Genomic DNA, 20,016 nt, shown 5'->3' with positions numbered 1-20,016 from the left:
CAAAATTTTCCATTGAAATAGGTTGTGGCAACACTTAAGCTGAATACTTTAACGCATATATTGTTGACCTAAGCGATCGCTCCTAGTAGGGTTATTTGGCGTTGCATACACATTAGCTTACTTTGTAATAATTTTTATGTTTAGAGAAGTATGGGACGTTGTACGTAGCTACACAAAAACTTTCTGCCGTTCTCTACCATTTTTATGGAAAGCAGCACCCAGAGAAACAGTCTTGATGGTGGCTGCGGTGATGTTGCAGGGAATAGTTCCCGCCATCAGCGTTTGGATTACCAAGCAAGTGGTAGATACAGTAGCAATAGCCTTAAACGAAGGTAAGGAAATTAGCGTTGTACTTATTGCTAGCTTGGTAGCAGCATGGGTGGGGGCTTTGCTGCTAGAAGCTCTCCTGCGACCTTGGATGTCCGCAATTCAGGGAAATTTGGGCGAAAAGCTAACAGCTCACATTAACTTGCTATTGATGCGTAAAGCTGACACTTTTCCTGACTTGAACCGTTTTGAAGACCAAAAGTTTTATGACGAGCTACGGCTTCTCCAAGAACAAGTCAAATACCAGCCAATGAGTTTTATTGGCAATTTGGCTCAGGGAGGCAGCAGTTTGTTCACCTTGGTAACTATGGTGGTGCTGCTATTGCCACTTGGGTTTTGGATTCCGTTTGTAATTATTATTACAACCATCCCTCAGATATATGTTTCCTTCCAGTATGAAATGATCATTTGGGGAGCTATGTATGAGAAAAGTCCAGAAGCTCGGCGGATGCAATACTATTCGTCAGTCATGCTTACTGATACCTACGCCAAAGAAGTACGCTTGTTTGGGCTTGGTTCCTTGTTTATTAATCGATATGTCAAAGAATTTCAGTCTTTGCATCAAACTATGCGCCATTTGCGGGGTAAACAAGCTTTTTGGGCGGCGCGTTTGTCTGTAATGACTGCTTTGGGGAATGGCTTTGCCTTTTATTGGGTGGTGCAGCAAGCTTTTAGAGGAGAAATTAGTCCAGGAAGTGTACTTCTTTTCGTACAATCACTAGCTTACCTCCAACAGAATCTCGAACAGTGTATTGCTGTCTCCTTAACTACCTTTGAAACTCTACTATATATGCAGCAGTTTTTTGGGTTCATAGAAAGCCAAGCAATCATGCCTGTGCGCATTCCTGGTCAACCAGTACCTGCTCTCATGCGATCCGGCATCACCTTTGACAGGGTACACTTTTGCTATCCAGATCATCGGTCAGCTGTGGTAGATGTTTCCTTTTCTTTGAAACCTGGAGAAACCGTAGCTTTGGTAGGGGAAAATGGGGCAGGTAAGACCACGCTAGTAAAGCTGCTGACACGTTTATACGACCCTACAGAGGGAGCTATTTTGGTCGATGGTGTGGACTTGAGGGAATTAAACTTGGATGGATGGCGACAGAATATTGCTGCGGTATTTCAAGATTTTAGCCACTATGCACTCACCTTGGGAGAGAACGTTGCTTTGGGAGATATTGCCGCACTGGATGACTCAGAATGCTTCAGGCGGGCAATTAAAAAAGCTGGTATTGCTGAACTGGTTGAAAAGTTTCCTCAAGCAGAGTTAACTCCTTTAGGCAAGCAATTTGGGGGGACAGAACTTTCTGGAGGAGAGTGGCAAAAGTTAGCGATCGCCCGCGCTTTCATGCGAGAAAAAGCCCAACTACTAATCCTTGACGAGCCTACTGCTGCCCTTGATCCTCGTAGCGAATATGAGGTCTACCGCCGCTTTGTGGAACTAGCTCAAGGTAAGACAACACTTTTAATCACCCACCGCCTGGCTTCAGTACGCATGGCTGACCGCATCTTAGTTTTGAAGGGTGGACGGCTGATTGAACAAGGAACTCATGAGGAACTTTTGCGACATGGCGGCGAGTACGCCACGCTTTGGAATATGCAAGCCCAGCAATATAGTGTTCAAACAATTTGATGTAACTTTTTGCCTCTGATCTCGACTTAATTCAATTCAGCAGAGTCAACCTGATTACAGCAGCATATAGAGACCTTACTGTACGGTTTCTATATGCTGCTTTTAGTATTTTTTCTACTTACAGGATACCATTACAAAGCCCTTTGGGCTAGGGAATAGGGAATGGGCAACACTTCTCTGCGTTCCCTGCGGGAAGCTTAGGCGAACGACAAGCTTAGTGCATCGCAGGCAACAGGGAAAGAAAACTTTAGTTCGGATTTGAAGCTCAGTTTAAATAATTACTTTTTTCGAGATATAAAATACGTTCGCACAGCGTCTTGCAGAAAAAAGAAAAGAATTCCTTATTTCAATCTCACTTCTTCAGGAGTGGTTTCCCTGTTCCCTTTGAAATGGACTTTCTTAATTTACATAAATCCTCTCAATATGACCGAATAAATATCCTATTTAATCATAATAATTTCCATTGATACTATGTTTATAAAGCTTTAAATTAATAGTGTGGTTGATAAATTCAACCACACAAAAAACACAAAAATTCTGGAGATTTTTCAAATGAAAACTACAAATGTCACCAAAAAGGAATACTATAAGCCTCAATTCATTGACATGGGTAATGCTGTTACAGCAACATTAGGTACTATTTGGTGGAAAAGAGATGGCTTATTCGGTCGCAGATTAATTCCGTAATCTGTGCTGTTAAAGCTTTAAGTTAATAGTATGGTTGATAAATTCAACCATACAAAAACCACAAAAATTCTGGAGATTTTTCAAATGAAAACTACAAATGTCACCAAAAAGGAATACTATAAGCCTCAATTCATTGACATGGGTAATGCTGTTATAGCAACATTAGGTACTATTGGGTCGAAAAGAGATGCGGCATTCGGGCGCAGAAGAATTCCGTAATCTGTAGCCACTAAATTGTGGCAGTAATTTGACAAATACTAAGGTGAAGATAAGAGTTAATCACATTTGGCTTAAATTCACCCTTTTCTTCAACAAGATGCTTAAAATTGCTGAATTTACGATATCACCAACCTACAAAAATGATAATCAACTTTCAAGATTAAGCTCTTTGATTTTCTGAACTAACTGGTGAAATTTAATAATCAAACAACATAGAAAACTTATGAAACGTTGGTTTTGTGGCTTTGTTCCAGAAAGTGTTAGTTCTCTAGCAACTCTTCCGAATCCCATTGATGGTGAATTACTTTGGAAAACGTCAAGTTCTCTTTGGGTTTGTGGCTCTTGGAAAAAACAGCAAATTATCACGCTGTTTGAAGGTTCTGTGCGGTTAGCTATTATTGGTACTTGCCTTGCACCTCATGAAACTTTGGCTCAATTGTTCCGTAATGCTGTCAAAGCAAATGAGTATAGTCAACTCATGAGATTGCCAGGTAGTTATAACCTGATTGTTCAAGATGATGCCGATACATATGTATTTGTAGATGCGGCTGGCATTAAGTCTGCATTTTATACGATTTATAATTCTTGTATAGTTTACTCTTCACTGGCGATACCTTTACAACAACTGCTTAAGGCAGAAGTAGATAAGTCTTGGCTTGCCACTTATCTCTCAGGTATGGTGACACTCAGCTTAGTACAGAATCGCACTCCCTTCTGTCACGTACAACCTATTCCCCCTGGTCATTATTTACACATTTCAAAGGGGAAACCAATATGTAAACGGTATTGGTATGGAACACAAAAATACAAAAGTTTTTCTGAAGCAGCCGAACAGTTGCGTGAAGAGTTGCTAACATCTGTGGAAGGGCGAGTTGGTTTATATGGCAATATAACTAGCGACTTGAGCGGTGGGTTTGATTCAACCACTTTAGCTCTAATAGCTGCAAAAACTTTAGCAAAGCAGGATAAGAAGTTATACACAGTAACTAATAAAACTGTTAGTGCTACCCAATCGTCAGATGTAGAATATGCCCAGCACGCAGCTAGTCTTTATTCAAATCTAAATGCCTTAATGATTGAGGGTGATGAAATTCCTACTGAGTATAGTAACTTAGAATTAGTACCTCTAACAGATGCACCAAGTCCAGTATCTTTAGCCACAGCACAAATCCTGCACAGGAGCAAAATTATCAGTTCCTTAAGTTCTCAACTTCATATAGATGGAGACGGTGGAGATGCAGTGCTTTCAGGTTGTTATTCTTATTGTGTGGATCTGTTAAGACAGGCACGAATAAGAAAATTTTTTCACCATGTTTATGGGTGGTCTCGACTCGGAAATTTTTCCCCATTTACTCTAATGAGTAAGGTTATAAAGCACAATTTTACTTCATATCAAGACTGGTTATTTGAAGGAGCAAGAAAACTAAAGACTGGAGATTTAGCACTTCAAGCATTTAAGCTCAAGCAGCCTATTGATCAAATTCTAGGATGGGATTTACTTCCTGAAATTGCTAGTTGGCATTCAAATGATTCTGTCAACTTAGTTTTAGATGAACTACAAAAATGGGCACAAATCGCAACACCTTTTGCAGATTCTGTGGGTGAACATCAATTTATATCTATACTTCAATTAAATGGATTAAATGCCAGAATTGGACACCAGTTGTATGAAATTTATGATGTTAATTTAGAATCACCTTATCTTGATACATTAGTTATAGATGCTTGTCTCTCTGCAAACCCAGAAGAACGAATTAGCCCATTTATATATAAACCACTATTACCTAAAGCACTTCACCGAGATTTGCCACAGAGTATTTTTGCCCGTAATACAAAAGGGGATTATACAACTGATGAATTCATTGGTTTGCGAGATAATAGGAACATTATCAAAGAAATATTCCAAAGTTCTTTATTAGCTGATATGGGGCTAATAAAAATAAGAGAATTAGAAAATGCTATGCAACATTTCAACATGGGATTCTTTGGGAACTCACCGCTTTTTACTCAAACCCTATCGCTTGAACTCTGGTTGCGTCGCTTGGAAAATGATCATAGAAGTTTCTGGGTAGAAGAGAATTAGCAGAGATCACTGTAAATAGAAGAATAAAGTTTACGCTTTGATTTGGCAATAGGTCTATTAGATAGGAAGGTAAATGATGGAAAAATTACACGTTCCAGTATATGTTTCCACGACTTTTTTTGAAGAAAGTGCAATTTTATTAGATTCTCAAAAAAATCGTTACTACACTTTGAATGATAGTGCGGCTGAATTTTGGAAGTTACTAACAAAATTAGGTTCATTTGAAGAGGCAATAGAAGAGCTTTCATATTTATATGAAGGTTACTCAGATGATTTTAAAAAAGATATGGAGTTTCTTGTGAACGATTTTATGAAAGCAGGACTACTTGAAACAGGGAGAAATATTTATTAATATTTACTTTCCTTTGGTTTTAATAATGTTAATTCTTCAATCAAAGGAAAGTAAATATGATGCTGTCTACTGCGGAAAAATTTGACTTTATAAGTTTTAAAATTGAGGAAAGTATTATGGACGATCAAGTGTCATTAACAACTATTAATATAAACTTGAGTTGTAAAGACCGTTTAATAGGTTTATTGACTGTCATAGTTGCATACATAGCTGTACGTTGTCTAAGCTTGTTCAGAATTTGTAAAATTCTCAGGCCAATGAAGGGTCATTGTTCACGGGAAATCACAACTCATGAAGCTGATATTGCTTGGGCAGCAGTGCGTAAATCCAACTTATTTTTATTGGGAAGAGTAGCATGTTTAGAATTATCTTTGGCATTTATGCTTTTCGCTCTAACTAAAGGTCTATCGTCAACTTGGTGTGTAGGTGTGGCTACTGAACCAATTGGAGCACATTCATGGGTAGAAGTTGCTGGTAAACCTTTCCGTGAAGTGAATAATTTTGAACATCGTTTTAGAAAATTGCTGACGGTATAAACAGGGCTTTGCTTTTTGAGAGTTTTAACTATTTGCTTAATTCCCTCCTCTTAACGCAGTAATGGGATCGAGTCGCGCAGCTTGTCGTGCTGGTGCAACACCAAAAATTAAACCAATGCTGCCGGAAACGCCTGCTGCTAGTAAAATTGATCCCACCGGTACTGATGGTTGCAAAGGGGTGAACATCCCAACTATGAGTGCGCCACCTACGCCTATACCTGTTCCTACTAAGCCACCTGCGACTGAGAGGATAATTGCTTCAATCAAAAACTGGGTGAGGATTGCCTGTTCAGTTGCCCCTATTGCTTTGCGTAGTCCAATTTCCTGGGTACGCTCGGTGACAGAGACTAGCATAATATTCATGATGCCGATACCACCAACTACCAGGGAGATACCCGCTATTGATGCCAAGACTAAACTCAAAGCTCCCGTCACCTGATTCACTAAGTCTTGAACTGACTTGTTGGCGGCAACCATAAAGTCTTTCTTGCCACGTCTGCGGGTGAGAATGTTGGTGGTTTGGAAAGCTGCTGCTCGGATACTAGCTCGATCCTGGGCAGAAAGTTCTAAGTAGTCAATGGGAATGCCTAATGGCGATCGCCTTCCTGTTAACTGAAATGCCATAGTAGTAATAGGGACGTAGGCTGTCTCATCAGGATTTGCACCCATGAAAGCACCTTTGGCTTGCATTACGCCAATCACTTGAAAACTTAAGTTATTCATCTGCACTGGCTGACCAAGCGGATTTTCACTACCAAAGAGTTTATCTGCAACTGCTGACCCCAAAATCACAACTGGGGCATTTTGCTGTAATTCAAAGTTTTCAAAAAAGCGTCCTTGGCGAACACGTAGATTTCGGACGTAGAGAATTCCCGGTGTCGTACCTGTCACGTTTACTTGACTGATGCGTCCTTGACGGGATAATTGCAAATGGCTACTAATCTGCGGCGCAACTTCCCGGACGGCGGGTGCAATATTTGCTATGGCCTGAGCATCTGCTAAAACCAGTTGTGCAACTTCAGTGCTTAATCCCTGCGTATTTTCGTTACCAGGAAAAACAGAGAGTTGATTTGGCCCAAAAGACTCTAACTTTTGCTGGGTAAACTGCTGTGCGCCTTGCCCGATGGCAACCATCGAAATCACAGAAGCATTACCAATTATAATTCCTAGCATGGTGAGCGTACTACGGAGTTTATTTGCAGTCAATGTTTTGACTGCCATATTGGTACTTTCAAGTAGATTCATAATTAACTAAAATTCCACAGTGTCTATGCCGTCAATCTTTTCAGTGCTGGGGGGAGATATAAACACGCGATCGCTCTTTTCCAATCCTGTTAATACTTGCACTTGATCGCCACTCGTTGCACTCACCTTAATTACTTGGAATTTGGCCTGATTTTGTTCATCAGCTACATATACGCCAGTTTGACCATTAGGCTGAGTCACAACCGCAGCCAAGGGAATCACCACAGCATTTTTGATTGGCTCTCCCAAGAACGTTAATTTCACATTCATGCCTGATTTCAGCTTTGTCTGCCCGGTAGAAAGTGCCACTTTCACCCGAAAGGAGGTAACATTATTTTCCTGCACTGCTCTAGGGGCAATCAAGCTCACCCGCCCTTGAAAAGTTTCGTTGGGATAGGTGTCTGCTTGAATATCTACGGTTTGACCTAAATTAATTTTAGAAATGGTAGCTTCAGGAATTTTGGCTTCAATTTCTAAGCCACTAGAGAGTTCAGCAATGGAGGCAGATGTTGCTCCTTCACTAGAAGAGGCTGAGGTGGTGGGTGTAACGAAATCTCCTTCTTGAGCAAAGCGACGGGTGATGATGCCCGTAAAAGGCGCACGGATCACAGTGTTGTTGAGCTGACTTTGATAAAAAGCCAGTTGCGCTTTGGCCTGGGCTACCTCAGCTTCTGCTTGGGCGATTTCTTGAGGGCGCAGTCCATTTTTAGCTTTGTTCAAACTCTGTTGCTGTTCTTTAAGTCGTGCTAGTTCCGCTTCCAGATTTGCCTTAGCTTCCCCTTGTTTAGCCATAACCTCTCCAAAAGCATTCCGGGAGATTGCACCCTCTTGAACTAGCATTTGATTGCGTTTGAGTTCTTCTGTGGCATGGTTCAGCCTTGCTTGGGCTGCGGCGACAGATGCTTGAGCTGTAGCAACCCTGGCTTTTAACTCAGCAATTTCTTCAGCACGAGTTCCAGAACGCTTTAGCTCTAAGTCAGCCTGCGCTTTTGATAGGAATGCTTGATACTGATTGACCTGCGCTTGGATGCGCTCACCACTCATGCGGGCAATAATGTGTCCTTTCTGGACGCGATCGCCTTCCGTCACATACAGTTGAGCAATGCGTCCAGACTCTTCCGGACTGAGGTTGATTTTTTGTATTGCCTGCACCACCCCGTTGGCTTGGATTTGGACTACCCAATCTTTGGTTTGCACCATTATGGTTTGGCTAGTTATATCTTGCTTAAAAGCAGTTTTTTGGGTCTTCAAGTAAACTGTCGTGGTAGTTCCCAATACTCCAAGTACCAGGACTCCAAAAATCCAGGGGTTTTGCTTCTTTACCCGACAGAATGGTAAAGTTTGCATTAGTACGCTTTGCCTCACTATTTTGTTCAAGATTGTCTTAATAGTACGAGCTTGCGTATATTTGCTACATGGATCTAAATTCCCAAAGTTTTTAGTACCAAAGTCCTATTTTTTTCAGTGCTTTGGTAATAAAGTCTTCGGATAAAGTTGCAACACAAGTTTCTAGTAAGAATAAACTTCCATCGCGTACAGATGAACTAAGAACCTTTTCTGAAGCCGCAAACACTGTGAACCGCCTTCTGCAAGTTAAAACCCATCCTTTTCGTTTACTGCTTTACCTGGAATGGATTTTGTTGGTAATTACAATTCTGGGTGAGCTACCGTGGGAAAGTCTTCCATATTTAGGAACGCTATTAGCAGAATCTTCTCAGACATCAAAGTTGCTGCCTTACTCTTGGTTGCTAAACATCATCTGCATTATTGGATTTGGGTTTATGGGGTTGCGGTTGCCAAGGGGTACAACTGCGAGTAAATGGCTTTACACCGCACTGGAACTAGGAATTATTTGGCTTGTAACTGCCTGGGGAAGTTGGCGGATATCTTTTTTGTCTCCTTATCTAATTGTCGTTATCCGCAGTTGCCTAATTTTTCAACCAACGGGACGATTGCTATCTACAGGATTGGTCTTTCTTTCTTTCTTGTTATCACTGGTAATTTCGGTAAAGGATCTTCCAGCGATTCAACTGGAACTGACACAACCCAGACCTGTAACCCTCAACCAGATTAGGATTTGGTTTATTATTAGTAATATCAACACGACAATTTTGTTTGGATTGGTATTGGTATTTGTTTTGATGCTGGTAAATGCGTTGCTAGCAGAACGGCAAAGTCGGCAAAAACTAACACTTGCCCATAATCAGTTACATCAATACGCCTTACGCATAGAAGATCAAGCAACTTTACAGGAGCGTAACCGCATAGCCCGCGAAATTCATGATTCCTTGGGTCATGCCTTGACGGCTCAAAGTATTCAATTAGAAAATGCTTTATTATTTTGTCACTCCAACCCAGACAAAACCCAAGTTTTTGTGAGCGAAGCCAAGCAATTAGCATCAATAGCTTTGAAAGAAATTCGCCAATCAATTTCAACCCTGCGGTCTGACCCTTTACAGGCGAAAAACCTAGAATCAGCCCTTACCAGCCTAATTGAAGACTTTGGCAACAGGACGAATATCACCCTAGACAGCACAATTGACCTGACACAATCAGTCACGATTGAAGTTAAAACTGCTATCTATCGTATTATCCAAGAAGCCTTAACGAACATTTCCAAACACAGTCATGCGACGCAAGTTACTCTTAAATTGCAAACAACACCTGAATACTTACATCTGCTAATTGAAGATAATGGTAAAGGCTTCAATCCAGAACAAAATACCACTGGTTTTGGGTTGCAGGGAATGAGAGAAAGAACGTTAGCCCTGGAAGGTAACTTTAGGCTAGCAAGCGAAATGGGAAGAGGTTGCCGTGTAACTGTTAATATTCCACTGAGGAAGTTTCTGCCATGATTCGCTTGTTGCTGGTAGACGACCAGATGATCATTCGCCAAGGACTCAAAAGCTTATTAGAATCTAAACCAGACCTACAGGTAGTAGGAGAGGCTGAAAATGGTCAACTAGCCCTAGAGGTGATTGAGTCTCTGCAAGGAACATCTCTACAACCGGATGTAGTATTGTTGGATGTACGAATGCCTGTAATGGATGGCGTAGCAGCAACAAAGCAAATTTGCCAATGTTTTGGGTCAACTCAGGTTCTGATTTTGACTACCTTTGATGATGAAGAATATGTTTCCCAGGCAATGAGCTTTGGCGCGAAGGGTTATTTGCTCAAAGATACCTCATCGGAGGATTTAGCACTGGCAATTCGGGCAGTCTATCATGGACACACCCATCTTGGTCCCGGCCTTTTTGAGAAAGCAATGGCACAGCAAAGGCCTGCTTATTCTGTTAATTCAGCCATTCCTCCTGAATTAGCAAAACTTTCGCCTAGAGAGCGGGAGGTATTGCGATTAATTGCTTGTGGAGCTAGCAATCGTGAAATTGCCCAAGCACTTTACATATCTGAAAGGACTGTAAAAAACCACGTTACCAGTATTTTAAATCGATTGAACTTGCGCGATCGCACTCAAGCTGCACTTTTTGCCAGTTCCTTCCTTACTTTTCTGGGTAGTACCCAAGATGTAATGATAGAGAAGTAGGAGAGCGATTTTTTTGTAGAGCGGCAAAGTTTTCTACTGGAGTTTAGGTGCGATAGCACTGGTGCTTGATTCGGTGCGTTACTTCTTTAAAGCATACTACGAGGTGGCATATACCGTTCCGCCAGCAGAGCGTTTTCCTAAAATATATGCCAAGCCGTCCTTCAAGTTGAAAGTCTTTTCATAAACCGCACTTTCACCGTCCTTCTGCCGTATCGTAATTGAATCTTCACCAGTTTTTTGTACACTCATCCAATGAAAACTTAGTTGTAATACATACTTTCCATTATCCTGAATTAACCCAGCCAACTCCTCTGAATCCTTGTAATCACCTATCTTGCCACCAAATCCAGAGTATTCCTTGGCATAATCTTCGCAGTTTTTTGTCCAATCTGGGCCACTAAGCTTCTCAAACCCTTCGTATCGAGAATCCCAGTAATCGTTCACCATTTTTATCGTAATCTGCACCAGAGGTCCGTCTCCATCAGCGTAAAATAGGTCAGTGTCATTCCATCCGTTTGTTATACCGCCACTACGCCGATATCCTTTCCTATTTAAGTTACCGTTGTCAACACAGTTAGGTAAATAATCATCATCAAGTTCTTCCACATCTATCTCCGTCCCACCCGAAGGAGGGGTTTTCTTTACCCTCTGTGCTACGACTATATTCTGATCTGTTGGAAAAGCTTTGATCTGATTCTTCAATGGGGTGAAAATCTGCTTTTGCTGTCCTTGAGTTGGGTAGGCAGAAGCGGGGGAACTTATCATTTTTACCGCCTGTTTCGCCCTTTGATCTGCTTCCTGTTCATATTGATCCCCTGGTGCGCTGATAGCTAATTTAGGTTGCACAGGTGATTGCTCACCTTCTGGGTTGAAAATAGTGAAATGTGGTATTTGGCTTTCACATCCCTGAGTTTCTGGCGATTTCATACTATCCTCTGGTTTGGGCTGCACAACAAAGGGACGAGATACCAAAGGATTAGAAGCAGAAGATTGCTTTTGTGATGCTTTATGAGTCCGCATAGTCACACTCCGAATCGCAGCCAAGTAATATTCTATTCTTTCACCTTTCTGAGAAATGAAGACTAGACGATAAGAGAATTGACCACAATACGGTTCAGATAAGCCCAAAATCCTCATGTAGAGACAAGATTTATCGCGCTTTAAAGACCAATTATTCTTAACTGAACCGTATTGGGTTATGTGACATTAATTTAACTGAGCAGCGACTTGGCTGGAAATTCTAACCATCCTTGATCATGAATGCTCCAAACCTTACAACCACATTTTTAGTCAGTTTGGTTTTGGCTTGCGGGTACGAGCTAGGCTGCTTGATCGGATTTATCCGTTTAAAACATTTCTAGTTGATGGTAACACCGCCGCCGCCATTTTTGAGTACCGTACTAAGTTGAAGGACTTTACCGACGATTCCGTCCGACAGTTGCTCAATGGTAAACGCCTACAAGGTAAGCTGATGGCTAAGGTGGCTAATCTGCTTTTTAACAAGTTAGTTGAGTACGCGGTCGGTCATAGACCATCTCTACGAGAGACTACGCCAAAGCCTCCGGCGGGGCGGAGCATCGGCACAAAATCATCACGATCATAAACACCTGATGCTAAACCACTACACTAAAAGTAGCGGTTTTCATTCAAGGAAGGTAACTAGAGTGAAGAGCAAGAACCAATTTGTTTTATCCTTACTTTTGAAAAGCACCATCGTCTTTTCCCCCTTGCTGCTGTCTGCTGAGATTAGCAATGGACAAACTACACCATCCCCTTCCCCCCAACACATTACCGCCCAAGCGATACCTAATCAACAAGGGGAAGCATTAGCTCAACTGCAAACAGAAAAGCGGATTTTAGAACAAATACAAACTGATTTTGAGCGAGCCTTTAATCGTACAACTGTTTTGCTGAATATTTGGTTAGTTATCTTAAGTTTATTTCCCGTAGCGATTATTACTTTATTTTGGCTACTGCGACGGGTAGCTATTCGTGAAATTGTAGATAGAGCGATGTCACAGTTACAAGGAGTGGAAAAACTCGAAGCACAACTAACTCTAGTCAAGCAAGATGCAGAAAATCTCATTCAAGAAGCTAAAGGGATTACTCGCGCTTTAGAAAGGGAAGCTGAAAATTTACAACAAAAAATCAAAACTGAACACGATAATTTATCTTTTGTAACATCAGAGATATTGCAAGTTAAGACAGATAACTTAACTAAACTATCAACAGAAGTTACAAATTTTCAGCAAAAAATTGAGCATTTATTAGCTGAGTTTTCTAGCCAACTATCTCAATTAGAGTTAGATACACAACAGAAAAAAGATATAACTCTGGAAAATATAGACAAGACTGAATCAGAGATAGTACATCAACTGGGAGAATTACAAAAAAATGCTACAAATCACAAAAACTTAGTTGTAGAAGATTTAGAAGAATCCCAGCTAGAATTTAATAATCAAATAAGAAATTTATACACTGATACTCAGCAGCATCAACATAAAATCATTGTAAGTTTAACTAACTTACAGTCAGAATTTAGTGTGCAGTTATCTACATTACAAGAATATGTCCAGCAGCAAAAAGATATTAAATTAGAAAATCTCCAAGCGATAGAAAGTCAATTCCAATCTCAGGTTTCAGGATTGGAAGCTGATACTCAAGGACACAAAGATATTTTGTTAGAGAATTTAACAAAATTACAAGCAGAGTATGCACAGCAATTATCTAACTCCCATGCAGAAGTCCATAACCAAAAAGATAGTGTCTTACAAAATATACAAGAATTAGAAAATTTATTCAAAGCGCAAATATCTGAATCACAGTTATATATTCAACAGGAATTAAGAAAATTACAATCGGAGTTTGCATCTAAGCTAGTTGAGTTACAATTAGATGCTCGAAACCGCAAAGAGCAAATTATGGAGGGGTTAGAAAAATCAGGTTCGGAGTTTGTTTCGCAATTTTCAGAATTACAATTAAATGCTCAACAACAAAAACTCTTGATCTTAGAAAAGCTGGAAAAACTAGAAACAGAGTTTGTCTCACAACTATCTGAATTGCAATTAGATGCTCAACAGCGTAAAGATGTAATCTTAAAGGAATTTGCCGAAGTTGAACCCGCAGTAATTACAATAGAAGAAGCAACCCCAGCACCTCAGCCAGCAAGAGAAAATGAGCAGACAAAATTAACTGCTGATGATTATATAGAGCAGGGAAATAATTTATTTTCACAAAAAAGTTACGAAGAAGCGATCGCAGCTTACGAGCAAGCGGTGAAAATCAACCCTGATGATGCTGTACTATGGTTTAAGTGTGGCATTACTTTCGCCAGGTTGAAACGTTATAAACAAGCGATCGCTTCGTATAATCGAGCGATCAAAATTCAACCAGATTATCATCAAGCATGGTGCGATCGTGGTGTTGCATTCGGTTATTTACAGCAACATCAAGATGCTTTTAAATCTTTTGACCAAGCCACTCAAATTAACCCAGAAGATGCCATTGCCTGGATGAATAGCGGTTTAGCTTTGATAGAATTAGAACAATATGAAGAAGCAATTACTTCTTTTGACCAAGCATTAAAGTTCCAAGCGGATTCCCCAAAAGTTTGGGATAAACGCGGTTATACTCTTGTTAGGTTAGGACAGGATGAAGAAGCAATCAGTTCTTTTGACAAGGCTTTAGCAATTAAACCAGACTATGCCAGTGCTTACTATAATAAAGCTGCTTGTTATGCACTGCAAAAACAGGTAAATTTAGCTTTAGACAATCTGCAACAAGCCATTAATCTTAACCCTAGATATCAAGAAGATGCTGCAAATGATATAGATTTTGATGAGATTGCAGATAATGAAGAATTTAGAACATTAACCACGCTATCTCAGTCATAACTCACCACTCTTTCAAACAAAGCTCGATAAACAGGTTCACCCCTATTTTGCGTTGAAACTTCTCTTTCTGTTGGGACTAATAGGGGGTTTTCTTCTAGCCATTCTCCTATACCGATTCTTTGGAAATGGGGGCTTTCTGCAAAGCGATCGCGCATTTCTACTGCGATAAATTCCATATCTGATTGCAGAAATACCACTCCCCCAACAGGCAAATAATTAGCTAATTCTGCTACTAATTCTGGTTGTACTACACGGCGTTTAGCGTGGCGAGTCTTAAACCAAGGATCGGGAAATTGAATAGTAACTCGCTGTAAAATACCTGGGGGTAGAGAAGATAACAACACTTTTAATGAGTTATTCGCATTACAAAACACGTAATGGAGATTTGTTAAACCTAGCTCAGAACATAACTTATTAGCTTCTATGACTAGGGGTTCGCGAATTTCTAAACCAAGAAAATTCCAATGTGGTTCTATCTGCGCCATTTGTGATACGAATCTTCCCCTAGCACAGCCAATATCTAAATGTAGCGGCTGGTGTAAATTAGCATAAATTTTTTCCCACTCTATAGGATTTACAGGTTGTTGATACTTCTTCGCTAGGGGATTAACGTGTTGACGGACGCGGATAAATGGCAAAATTTATACTCCTAATAATTTAGTCATTAGTAATTAGTCAATTGGGTATTTGGCATTCATTGGTTTTTTCCTCCCCTGCTTCCCCTGTTTTATTACCACCATTCCCCATATGTATAAATGTTAAGTATAAGCAATCCTCAGCAGCTTGACAAAGGAGGGGTTATACTTTTTTTAAAAGTGTGCCTTAAACTACCGTTTTTAATAATTTTTTGAAATCAATGGTGCTAAATTTTCGCTTTGCTGTAGTTAGCGACTTACACATCGCTCTTCCTCATACCATCTGGGATCATCCTAGTCGGTTTCATCTAGTGGAAGTGAGTATTTCTGCTTTTGAAAGTGCTATTGAACATTTAAAAGAACTTGATTTAGATTTTATTTTACTGCCAGGAGATTTAACACAACACGGTGAACCAGAAAATCATATTTGGTTACAAGAAAGGTTATCTAAATTACCTTTTCCTGCATATGTTGTACCTGGTAATCACGATGTTCCTGTGTTGATGGCTAATCAGCAATCAATAGCCTGTGCTGATTTTCCCAGTTATTACCGCAACTTTGGCTATGGAAATACTAATCAACTTTATTACACACAGCAATTATTACCGGGGGTGCGGTTAATTGGTTTAAATTCTAACTGTTTTAATGAACAGGGTGAGCAGATAGGACGTTTAGATGCCCAACAGATGAGATGGTTAGAAGAGGTACTAGCCGCAGCAGTAGATGAACTAGTGTTAGTGATGGTGCATCACAACGTAGTGGAGCATTTACCCCATCAATCCCGCCATCCTATGGCAAATCGTTATATGTTGGCAAATGCCCCGGAATTATTGTACTTACTACGACGTTATGGAGTCAGGCTAGTCTTTACAGGTCATTTACACGTTCAAGATGTTGCCTGTGATGAAGGTGTATATGATATTACCACTGGTTCTTTAGTCAGCTATCCTCATCCTTATCGAGTTTTAGAGTTTCATCGAGATCAACAAGGAAAAGAATGGCTGCAAATCCTGTCTCATCGTGTAGAGTCAGTACCTGATTTTCCTAACTTGCAGCATTCATCAAAGCAATGGATGGGCGATCGCTCTTTTCCATTTCTAGTTAAATTACTTAGCCTACCGCCATTAAATTTACCCATAAACCAGGCACAAGAACTAGCTCCCAGTTTGCGTGATTTTTGGGCAACTATTGCCGATGGAGATGCTTTGTTAGATTATCCTCATTTTCCCCAAAAAGTGCGCCATTACATTCAGACGTATAGTGCGATCGCTCACACTGGTACTCCCAGTTTTATTGATAATAACAGTACCTTATTGTTAGAAAAAAGTCCTGAGTTTTGAGTCCTAAGTAAAGACGCGATTCATCGCGTCTGTAAATAGAGTATTAAGTTGTGAGTTTTGAAACTCCCAACTCAGCACTCAGCACTCAGCACTCAGCACTCAGCACTCAGCACTCACTTTGTCGGCAAATTCCAAAGACTGAGGTGTAACCGTGTAAAAAAGTTCGATCACCAATAGGGCCAATTTCTCCACCACAGAAAAAGCCCCCGATGGGGATATCTGGAACATAACGCCGAAATAACTCAGAATCAAAATTGGGTTTACCGTACAATCCTTCACCACGGCCTACACAGGCAAACATTAAAGCACCAACAGCAGTATTATCTAATCTTGATTGTTGTTGATACCGCTCTAAGAGAAATTCTAAATCTTCGGCAGAGGCCTGAGCATCTCGCAGGTGGAATTGCAGACGTTGACCAGGACGAACAAGATCACCAATTGCGATCGCGCCTCCAGATGGATCGACTCCTAAGATAGTACGAATTAAAAAGTCACCCGGCTGTAAAGACAGTTTAAATTCATCCATCGCCACACCGACAAACAGCGAATGCTGTGCTAAACCGCGTTCCTGTTCACTCAGGCTAGAAATCAAATCTCGCAGCACCATCAAAGGTACTTGCTCATCTATTTCCAAAATAATATTACGTTCAGCTTTGGTGATTTGCAGTGGCTTACCGATCGGTTTACATCCTTGTGCCACAATCGTTTCTAAAACAATGTTGCCACTTAACGCTAAACCCACTGTCCCTTCACGGTATAAGCTTTGTTGGATTTCACCAGAGGTATCATTGGCAAACAACGCCAAACGACCAGCAAAACCCCCAGCACTCGCTTGTCCACCCACAATCACCGAACCAGGATAAGCAAAATCCAAACCCTGTAATAAATCGTTAACCCCTGAAGAAAAAGCACTAGAAAGCAAAATAAACTGGGGTGTTGGCGATGATGGTACACCAATCAAATTCACCCAAGCATCTGGAGAACTATCCAAGTCAGGTAAATCTTCAGCCACAATATGAAAGACTTGCAAATCTACCCCTGGTAGGTGAGCCAAAGTTAAGCTCAAAGCTGCTTCGGCTTCTAATTCTTGGGTTTGTCCACCAAGGGTAGTACCAATTACACCGCCTCCGCTACAACCAATTAGGACAGGTACAGACAATTTTTCTGCCAACAAAGGTAAAACTCTAGAATATTCACTAGCAAACGCAGACGAAATGAACACTAACCCTAAATCCGCAGGTGCTGTTAACGATGAGACAGTCTGTTCTACCACATCTGCTATAGCTGCTTCTAGGGAAGGACGAGTTGATAGGGCATTTGCCCATTGCATTTGATCTGCCATGTGTTTTGGGCTACTGTTTCTTTTGTGGCCAGTGGTTTTTAGTTGTTTATCCTAGATTAAGAATAGAGGTTGGCGAGTGGGGACAAATCAATTCAAAATTCAAAATTCAAAATTAAATAACTGGGGACTGGGGACTGGGGACTGGGGAAGTTTTTATTTCGTCTTTTTGCGACTTGGACTGTGGGTATCTAAATGGAAATTAAAATATTTATCTTGACTGCGGGGCTAATCCACCCAGTTTTTTGGGTATAGGATGTCTGCTTACATTCACTTAAATAATAGTGTATTGTTGGATTTTTGTAGTGCCGATCTATAAAATCTTAAAAGATAAATGGGAATCTGGGATATATTTCACAGATTGTTGTAATTGTTATCGATACATCATAGCTACAAAATTAGCTGCATCAGTTAATTGGGTACAATGGTGATCGATAGAACACAAAAATATCAATTTTTGCAACTTTTCTATACTGGTACTAACATCACACAACGAGACGAAAACAATGACTGATACTCAAGCCAAAAACATTCAAGATCAAATTCAAGACGAAGTAGAACAAGCTCGTGCTGTTTGTGATATTTCAGGTGGTAGCTCGGCCGAGTGCGCCGCCGCTTGGGATGCAGTGGAAGAATTACAAGCTGAAGCCTCCCACCAACGCCAAGATAAAAAGAAAAATTCTCTAGAACAGTACTGCGATGACAACCCAGATGCAGCTGAGTGCAGACTTTACGACGAATAAAAATTAAGTCTGGCATTTTTGACCTGAGAGACAAGCAACCAGAAGTTGTGGACACGACTTTTTGCGAAAATTAGCAATAGGGTTCGCATAGCTTGCTGTTAGCGATCGCATTGCGGAGCAAAAAAGCAAATTTTTGTAGTCAATCTCATAACTCTGTGAGTTGCTTGTTTTTTCTCCATCAGCTTTCTTGAAAATGGGTAAAGACTAGCAGAGAGCAGAAAGTAGGGAAGTAGGGGAAAATAAATTCCCAATGCCCCATTGCCAATTATGAATATAGTTAATGCAATCTAATTGATTATTGAGCGTTTGACGTGAAATATGCAAAATAACGTTTGGTTTCGCCAGTTAGTCTGGATTGACTACCGACTGGCACTATTATTTTTAGTGATGATTCCCTTAATTCTCTTGACTTGGGCTTATGTCCAAAAAGTAGAAGGGATACAAAGACTGTTAATGATTTACTGGCGAGTCTCCAGTCTCCTTGTCATTACAGCTTATTTGATGATTGCCCAGTACCAAGTTAGCTTTATTTCGGGGTTGATAGGATTAATTCTCATTCCGATTTCGCTGTGGTTTTGGGTGGATCTCAATGATGAAATTGAATATTTGCCAAGTACCCCTTTAAAGCTAACTTTTACCTCTTGGCGATGGGCTGTAACCTTATATTGCTTGTTAGGCGCAATAGCGTTCGTACCTTTTTTGGGTTGTGCTTTTTCTAGCAATGCCATCAAAACTCCTGAGTGTCTCGTCTGGTTTGAAGCCCCATTACTATTTAAAGAGTATTTCCATCACAATAGTAAACACGCAATGCTAGGGTTTCTGGGCATAGTTGGTTTAATAATTTACGTGGTTTACTTAAGCTACTTTGTTCTGGTAAAGCTGGGCAAGCAGGGACGCTCGGCTACGCAACAGTAGACAGTGCTGAGTGCTGAGTCAGGAGTGCTGAGTGCTGAGTCAGGAGTAGAACAGTAGAACAGTGGAACAGTAAAATTAATTGTGCGCCGTTCAAAGCCCTGCTACCGCTAACAGCACAAAAGGTTTGTACCCTTCCAGGGAAAAATGCTACTCGTAGCATCTTGTAGAGAAGCCCCAACATCCGGTACGGAAAAAGAAATTCCTATTTTTCAAAATGAGTTCCATTGGCAAGCGACTAGAACAATACACCCTCAAACGTCCTCAAGAAGTCTTACTGGTAACGGTAGAAATCGCTGATGAGCAAGATAAGGTAGCGATTTTCAAAGGTTTTTCCAGTTCTTTAATGCTCCCTACGGCATTTGATCCCGAAATCCCAGTGATCCCAGATGAAGCAAAAATTATTAGCATTGACCGCATAGCTAGCCCTTATAATCCTGAAACTCCCCGTTATATCGAAAGACAAATTTCTTGGGAAGCTATGCAGGCTATTCTGGCGGAAGTGGGGGTGTAGGGGTAGGTGACAGG

18 protein-coding genes are annotated in these 20,016 nt (G+C 40.7%); 13 read left to right on the top strand and 5 right to left on the bottom strand.

All coding sequences use genetic code 11. The annotated features are described in order from the left end of the window. The first annotated feature begins 136 nt into the window (after nucleotides 1–136). From VB693_RS22420 to VB693_RS22400, 5 genes are all read left to right on the top strand, one after another. A complete protein-coding gene (locus VB693_RS22420; protein ID WP_323268193.1) occupies nucleotides 137–1,960 on the top strand; it encodes an ABC transporter ATP-binding protein in 1,824 nt (607 codons plus the stop codon). A 552-nt stretch (nucleotides 1,961–2,512) separates the two neighbouring features. After that, nucleotides 2,513–2,647, top strand: coding sequence for a hypothetical protein (locus tag VB693_RS22415; protein ID WP_323268192.1), 135 nt, complete (start codon nucleotides 2,513–2,515; stop codon nucleotides 2,645–2,647). Between the two features lie 442 nt (nucleotides 2,648–3,089). Further along, a complete protein-coding gene (locus VB693_RS22410; protein ID WP_323268191.1) occupies nucleotides 3,090–4,949 on the top strand; it encodes an albusnodin/ikarugamycin family macrolactam cyclase in 1,860 nt (619 codons plus the stop codon). A 73-nt stretch (nucleotides 4,950–5,022) separates the two neighbouring features. Then, nucleotides 5,023–5,301 (top strand): PqqD family protein, encoded by a 279-nt coding sequence (locus VB693_RS22405; protein ID WP_323268190.1) that lies wholly within the window; start codon nucleotides 5,023–5,025, stop codon nucleotides 5,299–5,301. A gap of 56 nt (nucleotides 5,302–5,357) precedes the next feature. Further along, nucleotides 5,358–5,837 (top strand): lasso peptide biosynthesis B2 protein, encoded by a 480-nt coding sequence (locus VB693_RS22400; RefSeq protein WP_323268189.1) that lies wholly within the window; start codon nucleotides 5,358–5,360, stop codon nucleotides 5,835–5,837. A 36-nt stretch (nucleotides 5,838–5,873) separates the two neighbouring features. Here the strand turns inward: VB693_RS22400 and VB693_RS22395 are convergent, their stop codons facing one another. Further along, the gene (locus VB693_RS22395) at nucleotides 5,874–7,082 is read right to left on the bottom strand and encodes an ABC transporter permease (protein ID WP_323268188.1); all 1,209 of its coding nucleotides are present in this window, start codon (nucleotides 7,080–7,082) and stop codon (nucleotides 5,874–5,876) included. Nucleotides 7,083–7,088: 6 nt separating this feature from the next. Next, nucleotides 7,089–8,429, bottom strand: coding sequence for an efflux RND transporter periplasmic adaptor subunit (locus VB693_RS22390; RefSeq protein ID WP_323268187.1), 1,341 nt, complete (start codon nucleotides 8,427–8,429; stop codon nucleotides 7,089–7,091). A gap of 227 nt (nucleotides 8,430–8,656) precedes the next feature. On the opposite strand from VB693_RS22390, the gene VB693_RS22385 reads away from it, so the two are divergent. Continuing rightward, nucleotides 8,657–9,937: a sensor histidine kinase gene (locus VB693_RS22385; RefSeq protein ID WP_323268186.1), complete on the top strand. Its 1,281-nt coding sequence runs from the start codon at nucleotides 8,657–8,659 to the stop codon at nucleotides 9,935–9,937. Then, complete coding sequence (locus VB693_RS22380) at nucleotides 9,934–10,626, top strand: response regulator transcription factor (RefSeq protein WP_323268185.1); 693 nt, start codon at nucleotides 9,934–9,936, stop codon at nucleotides 10,624–10,626. Before VB693_RS22385 ends, VB693_RS22380 begins: the two co-directional genes overlap by 4 nt. A 96-nt stretch (nucleotides 10,627–10,722) precedes the next feature. Here VB693_RS22380 and VB693_RS22375 read toward each other — a convergent pair whose 3' ends face one another. Next, a complete protein-coding gene (locus VB693_RS22375) occupies nucleotides 10,723–11,646 on the bottom strand; it encodes a hypothetical protein (RefSeq protein ID WP_190705873.1) in 924 nt (307 codons plus the stop codon). A gap of 286 nt (nucleotides 11,647–11,932) precedes the next feature. Between VB693_RS22375 and VB693_RS22370 the strand changes: the two genes are divergently transcribed. Continuing rightward, nucleotides 11,933–12,229 (top strand): hypothetical protein, encoded by a 297-nt coding sequence (locus VB693_RS22370; protein ID WP_323268184.1) that lies wholly within the window; start codon nucleotides 11,933–11,935, stop codon nucleotides 12,227–12,229. Between the two features lie 61 nt (nucleotides 12,230–12,290). Beyond that, nucleotides 12,291–14,519 (top strand): tetratricopeptide repeat protein, encoded by a 2,229-nt coding sequence (locus VB693_RS22365; RefSeq protein ID WP_323268183.1) that lies wholly within the window; start codon nucleotides 12,291–12,293, stop codon nucleotides 14,517–14,519. Here VB693_RS22365 and trmB read toward each other — a convergent pair. Then, entirely contained in the window at nucleotides 14,510–15,157 is a 648-nt protein-coding gene (trmB, locus tag VB693_RS22360; protein WP_323268182.1) for a tRNA (guanosine(46)-N7)-methyltransferase TrmB, read from the bottom strand. The genes VB693_RS22365 and trmB overlap by 10 nt on opposite strands. A gap of 218 nt (nucleotides 15,158–15,375) precedes the next feature. Between trmB and VB693_RS22355 the strand changes: the two genes are divergently transcribed. Beyond that, nucleotides 15,376–16,494, top strand: a complete 1,119-nt coding sequence (locus tag VB693_RS22355; RefSeq protein WP_323268181.1) for a metallophosphoesterase — start codon at nucleotides 15,376–15,378, stop codon at nucleotides 16,492–16,494. 106 nt (nucleotides 16,495–16,600) lie between these two features. Here the strand turns inward: VB693_RS22355 and VB693_RS22350 are convergent, their stop codons facing one another. Beyond that, a complete protein-coding gene (locus VB693_RS22350; RefSeq protein WP_323268180.1) occupies nucleotides 16,601–17,836 on the bottom strand; it encodes an FIST signal transduction protein in 1,236 nt (411 codons plus the stop codon). A gap of 503 nt (nucleotides 17,837–18,339) precedes the next feature. Between VB693_RS22350 and VB693_RS22345 the strand changes: the two genes are divergently transcribed. From VB693_RS22345 to VB693_RS22335, 3 genes are all read left to right on the top strand, one after another. Further along, on the top strand, nucleotides 18,340–18,576 hold the full coding sequence (locus tag VB693_RS22345; protein WP_190705891.1) for a Calvin cycle protein CP12: 237 nt from the start codon (nucleotides 18,340–18,342) through the stop codon (nucleotides 18,574–18,576). Between the two features lie 318 nt (nucleotides 18,577–18,894). Continuing rightward, a complete protein-coding gene (locus VB693_RS22340) occupies nucleotides 18,895–19,491 on the top strand; it encodes a DUF3177 family protein (RefSeq protein ID WP_190705893.1) in 597 nt (198 codons plus the stop codon). A 214-nt stretch (nucleotides 19,492–19,705) separates the two neighbouring features. Continuing rightward, nucleotides 19,706–20,002 (top strand): hypothetical protein, encoded by a 297-nt coding sequence (locus tag VB693_RS22335; protein WP_190705899.1) that lies wholly within the window; start codon nucleotides 19,706–19,708, stop codon nucleotides 20,000–20,002. Nucleotides 20,003–20,016 lie beyond the last annotated feature (14 nt).

Source organism: Anabaena sp. UHCC 0399 (assembly GCF_034931465.1).
Lineage (GTDB): Bacteria > Cyanobacteriota > Cyanobacteriia > Cyanobacteriales > Nostocaceae > Trichormus > Trichormus minutissimus.
Note: the sequence above shows the minus strand (reverse complement) of the source record. Positions and strands in the feature narration are given on the sequence as shown.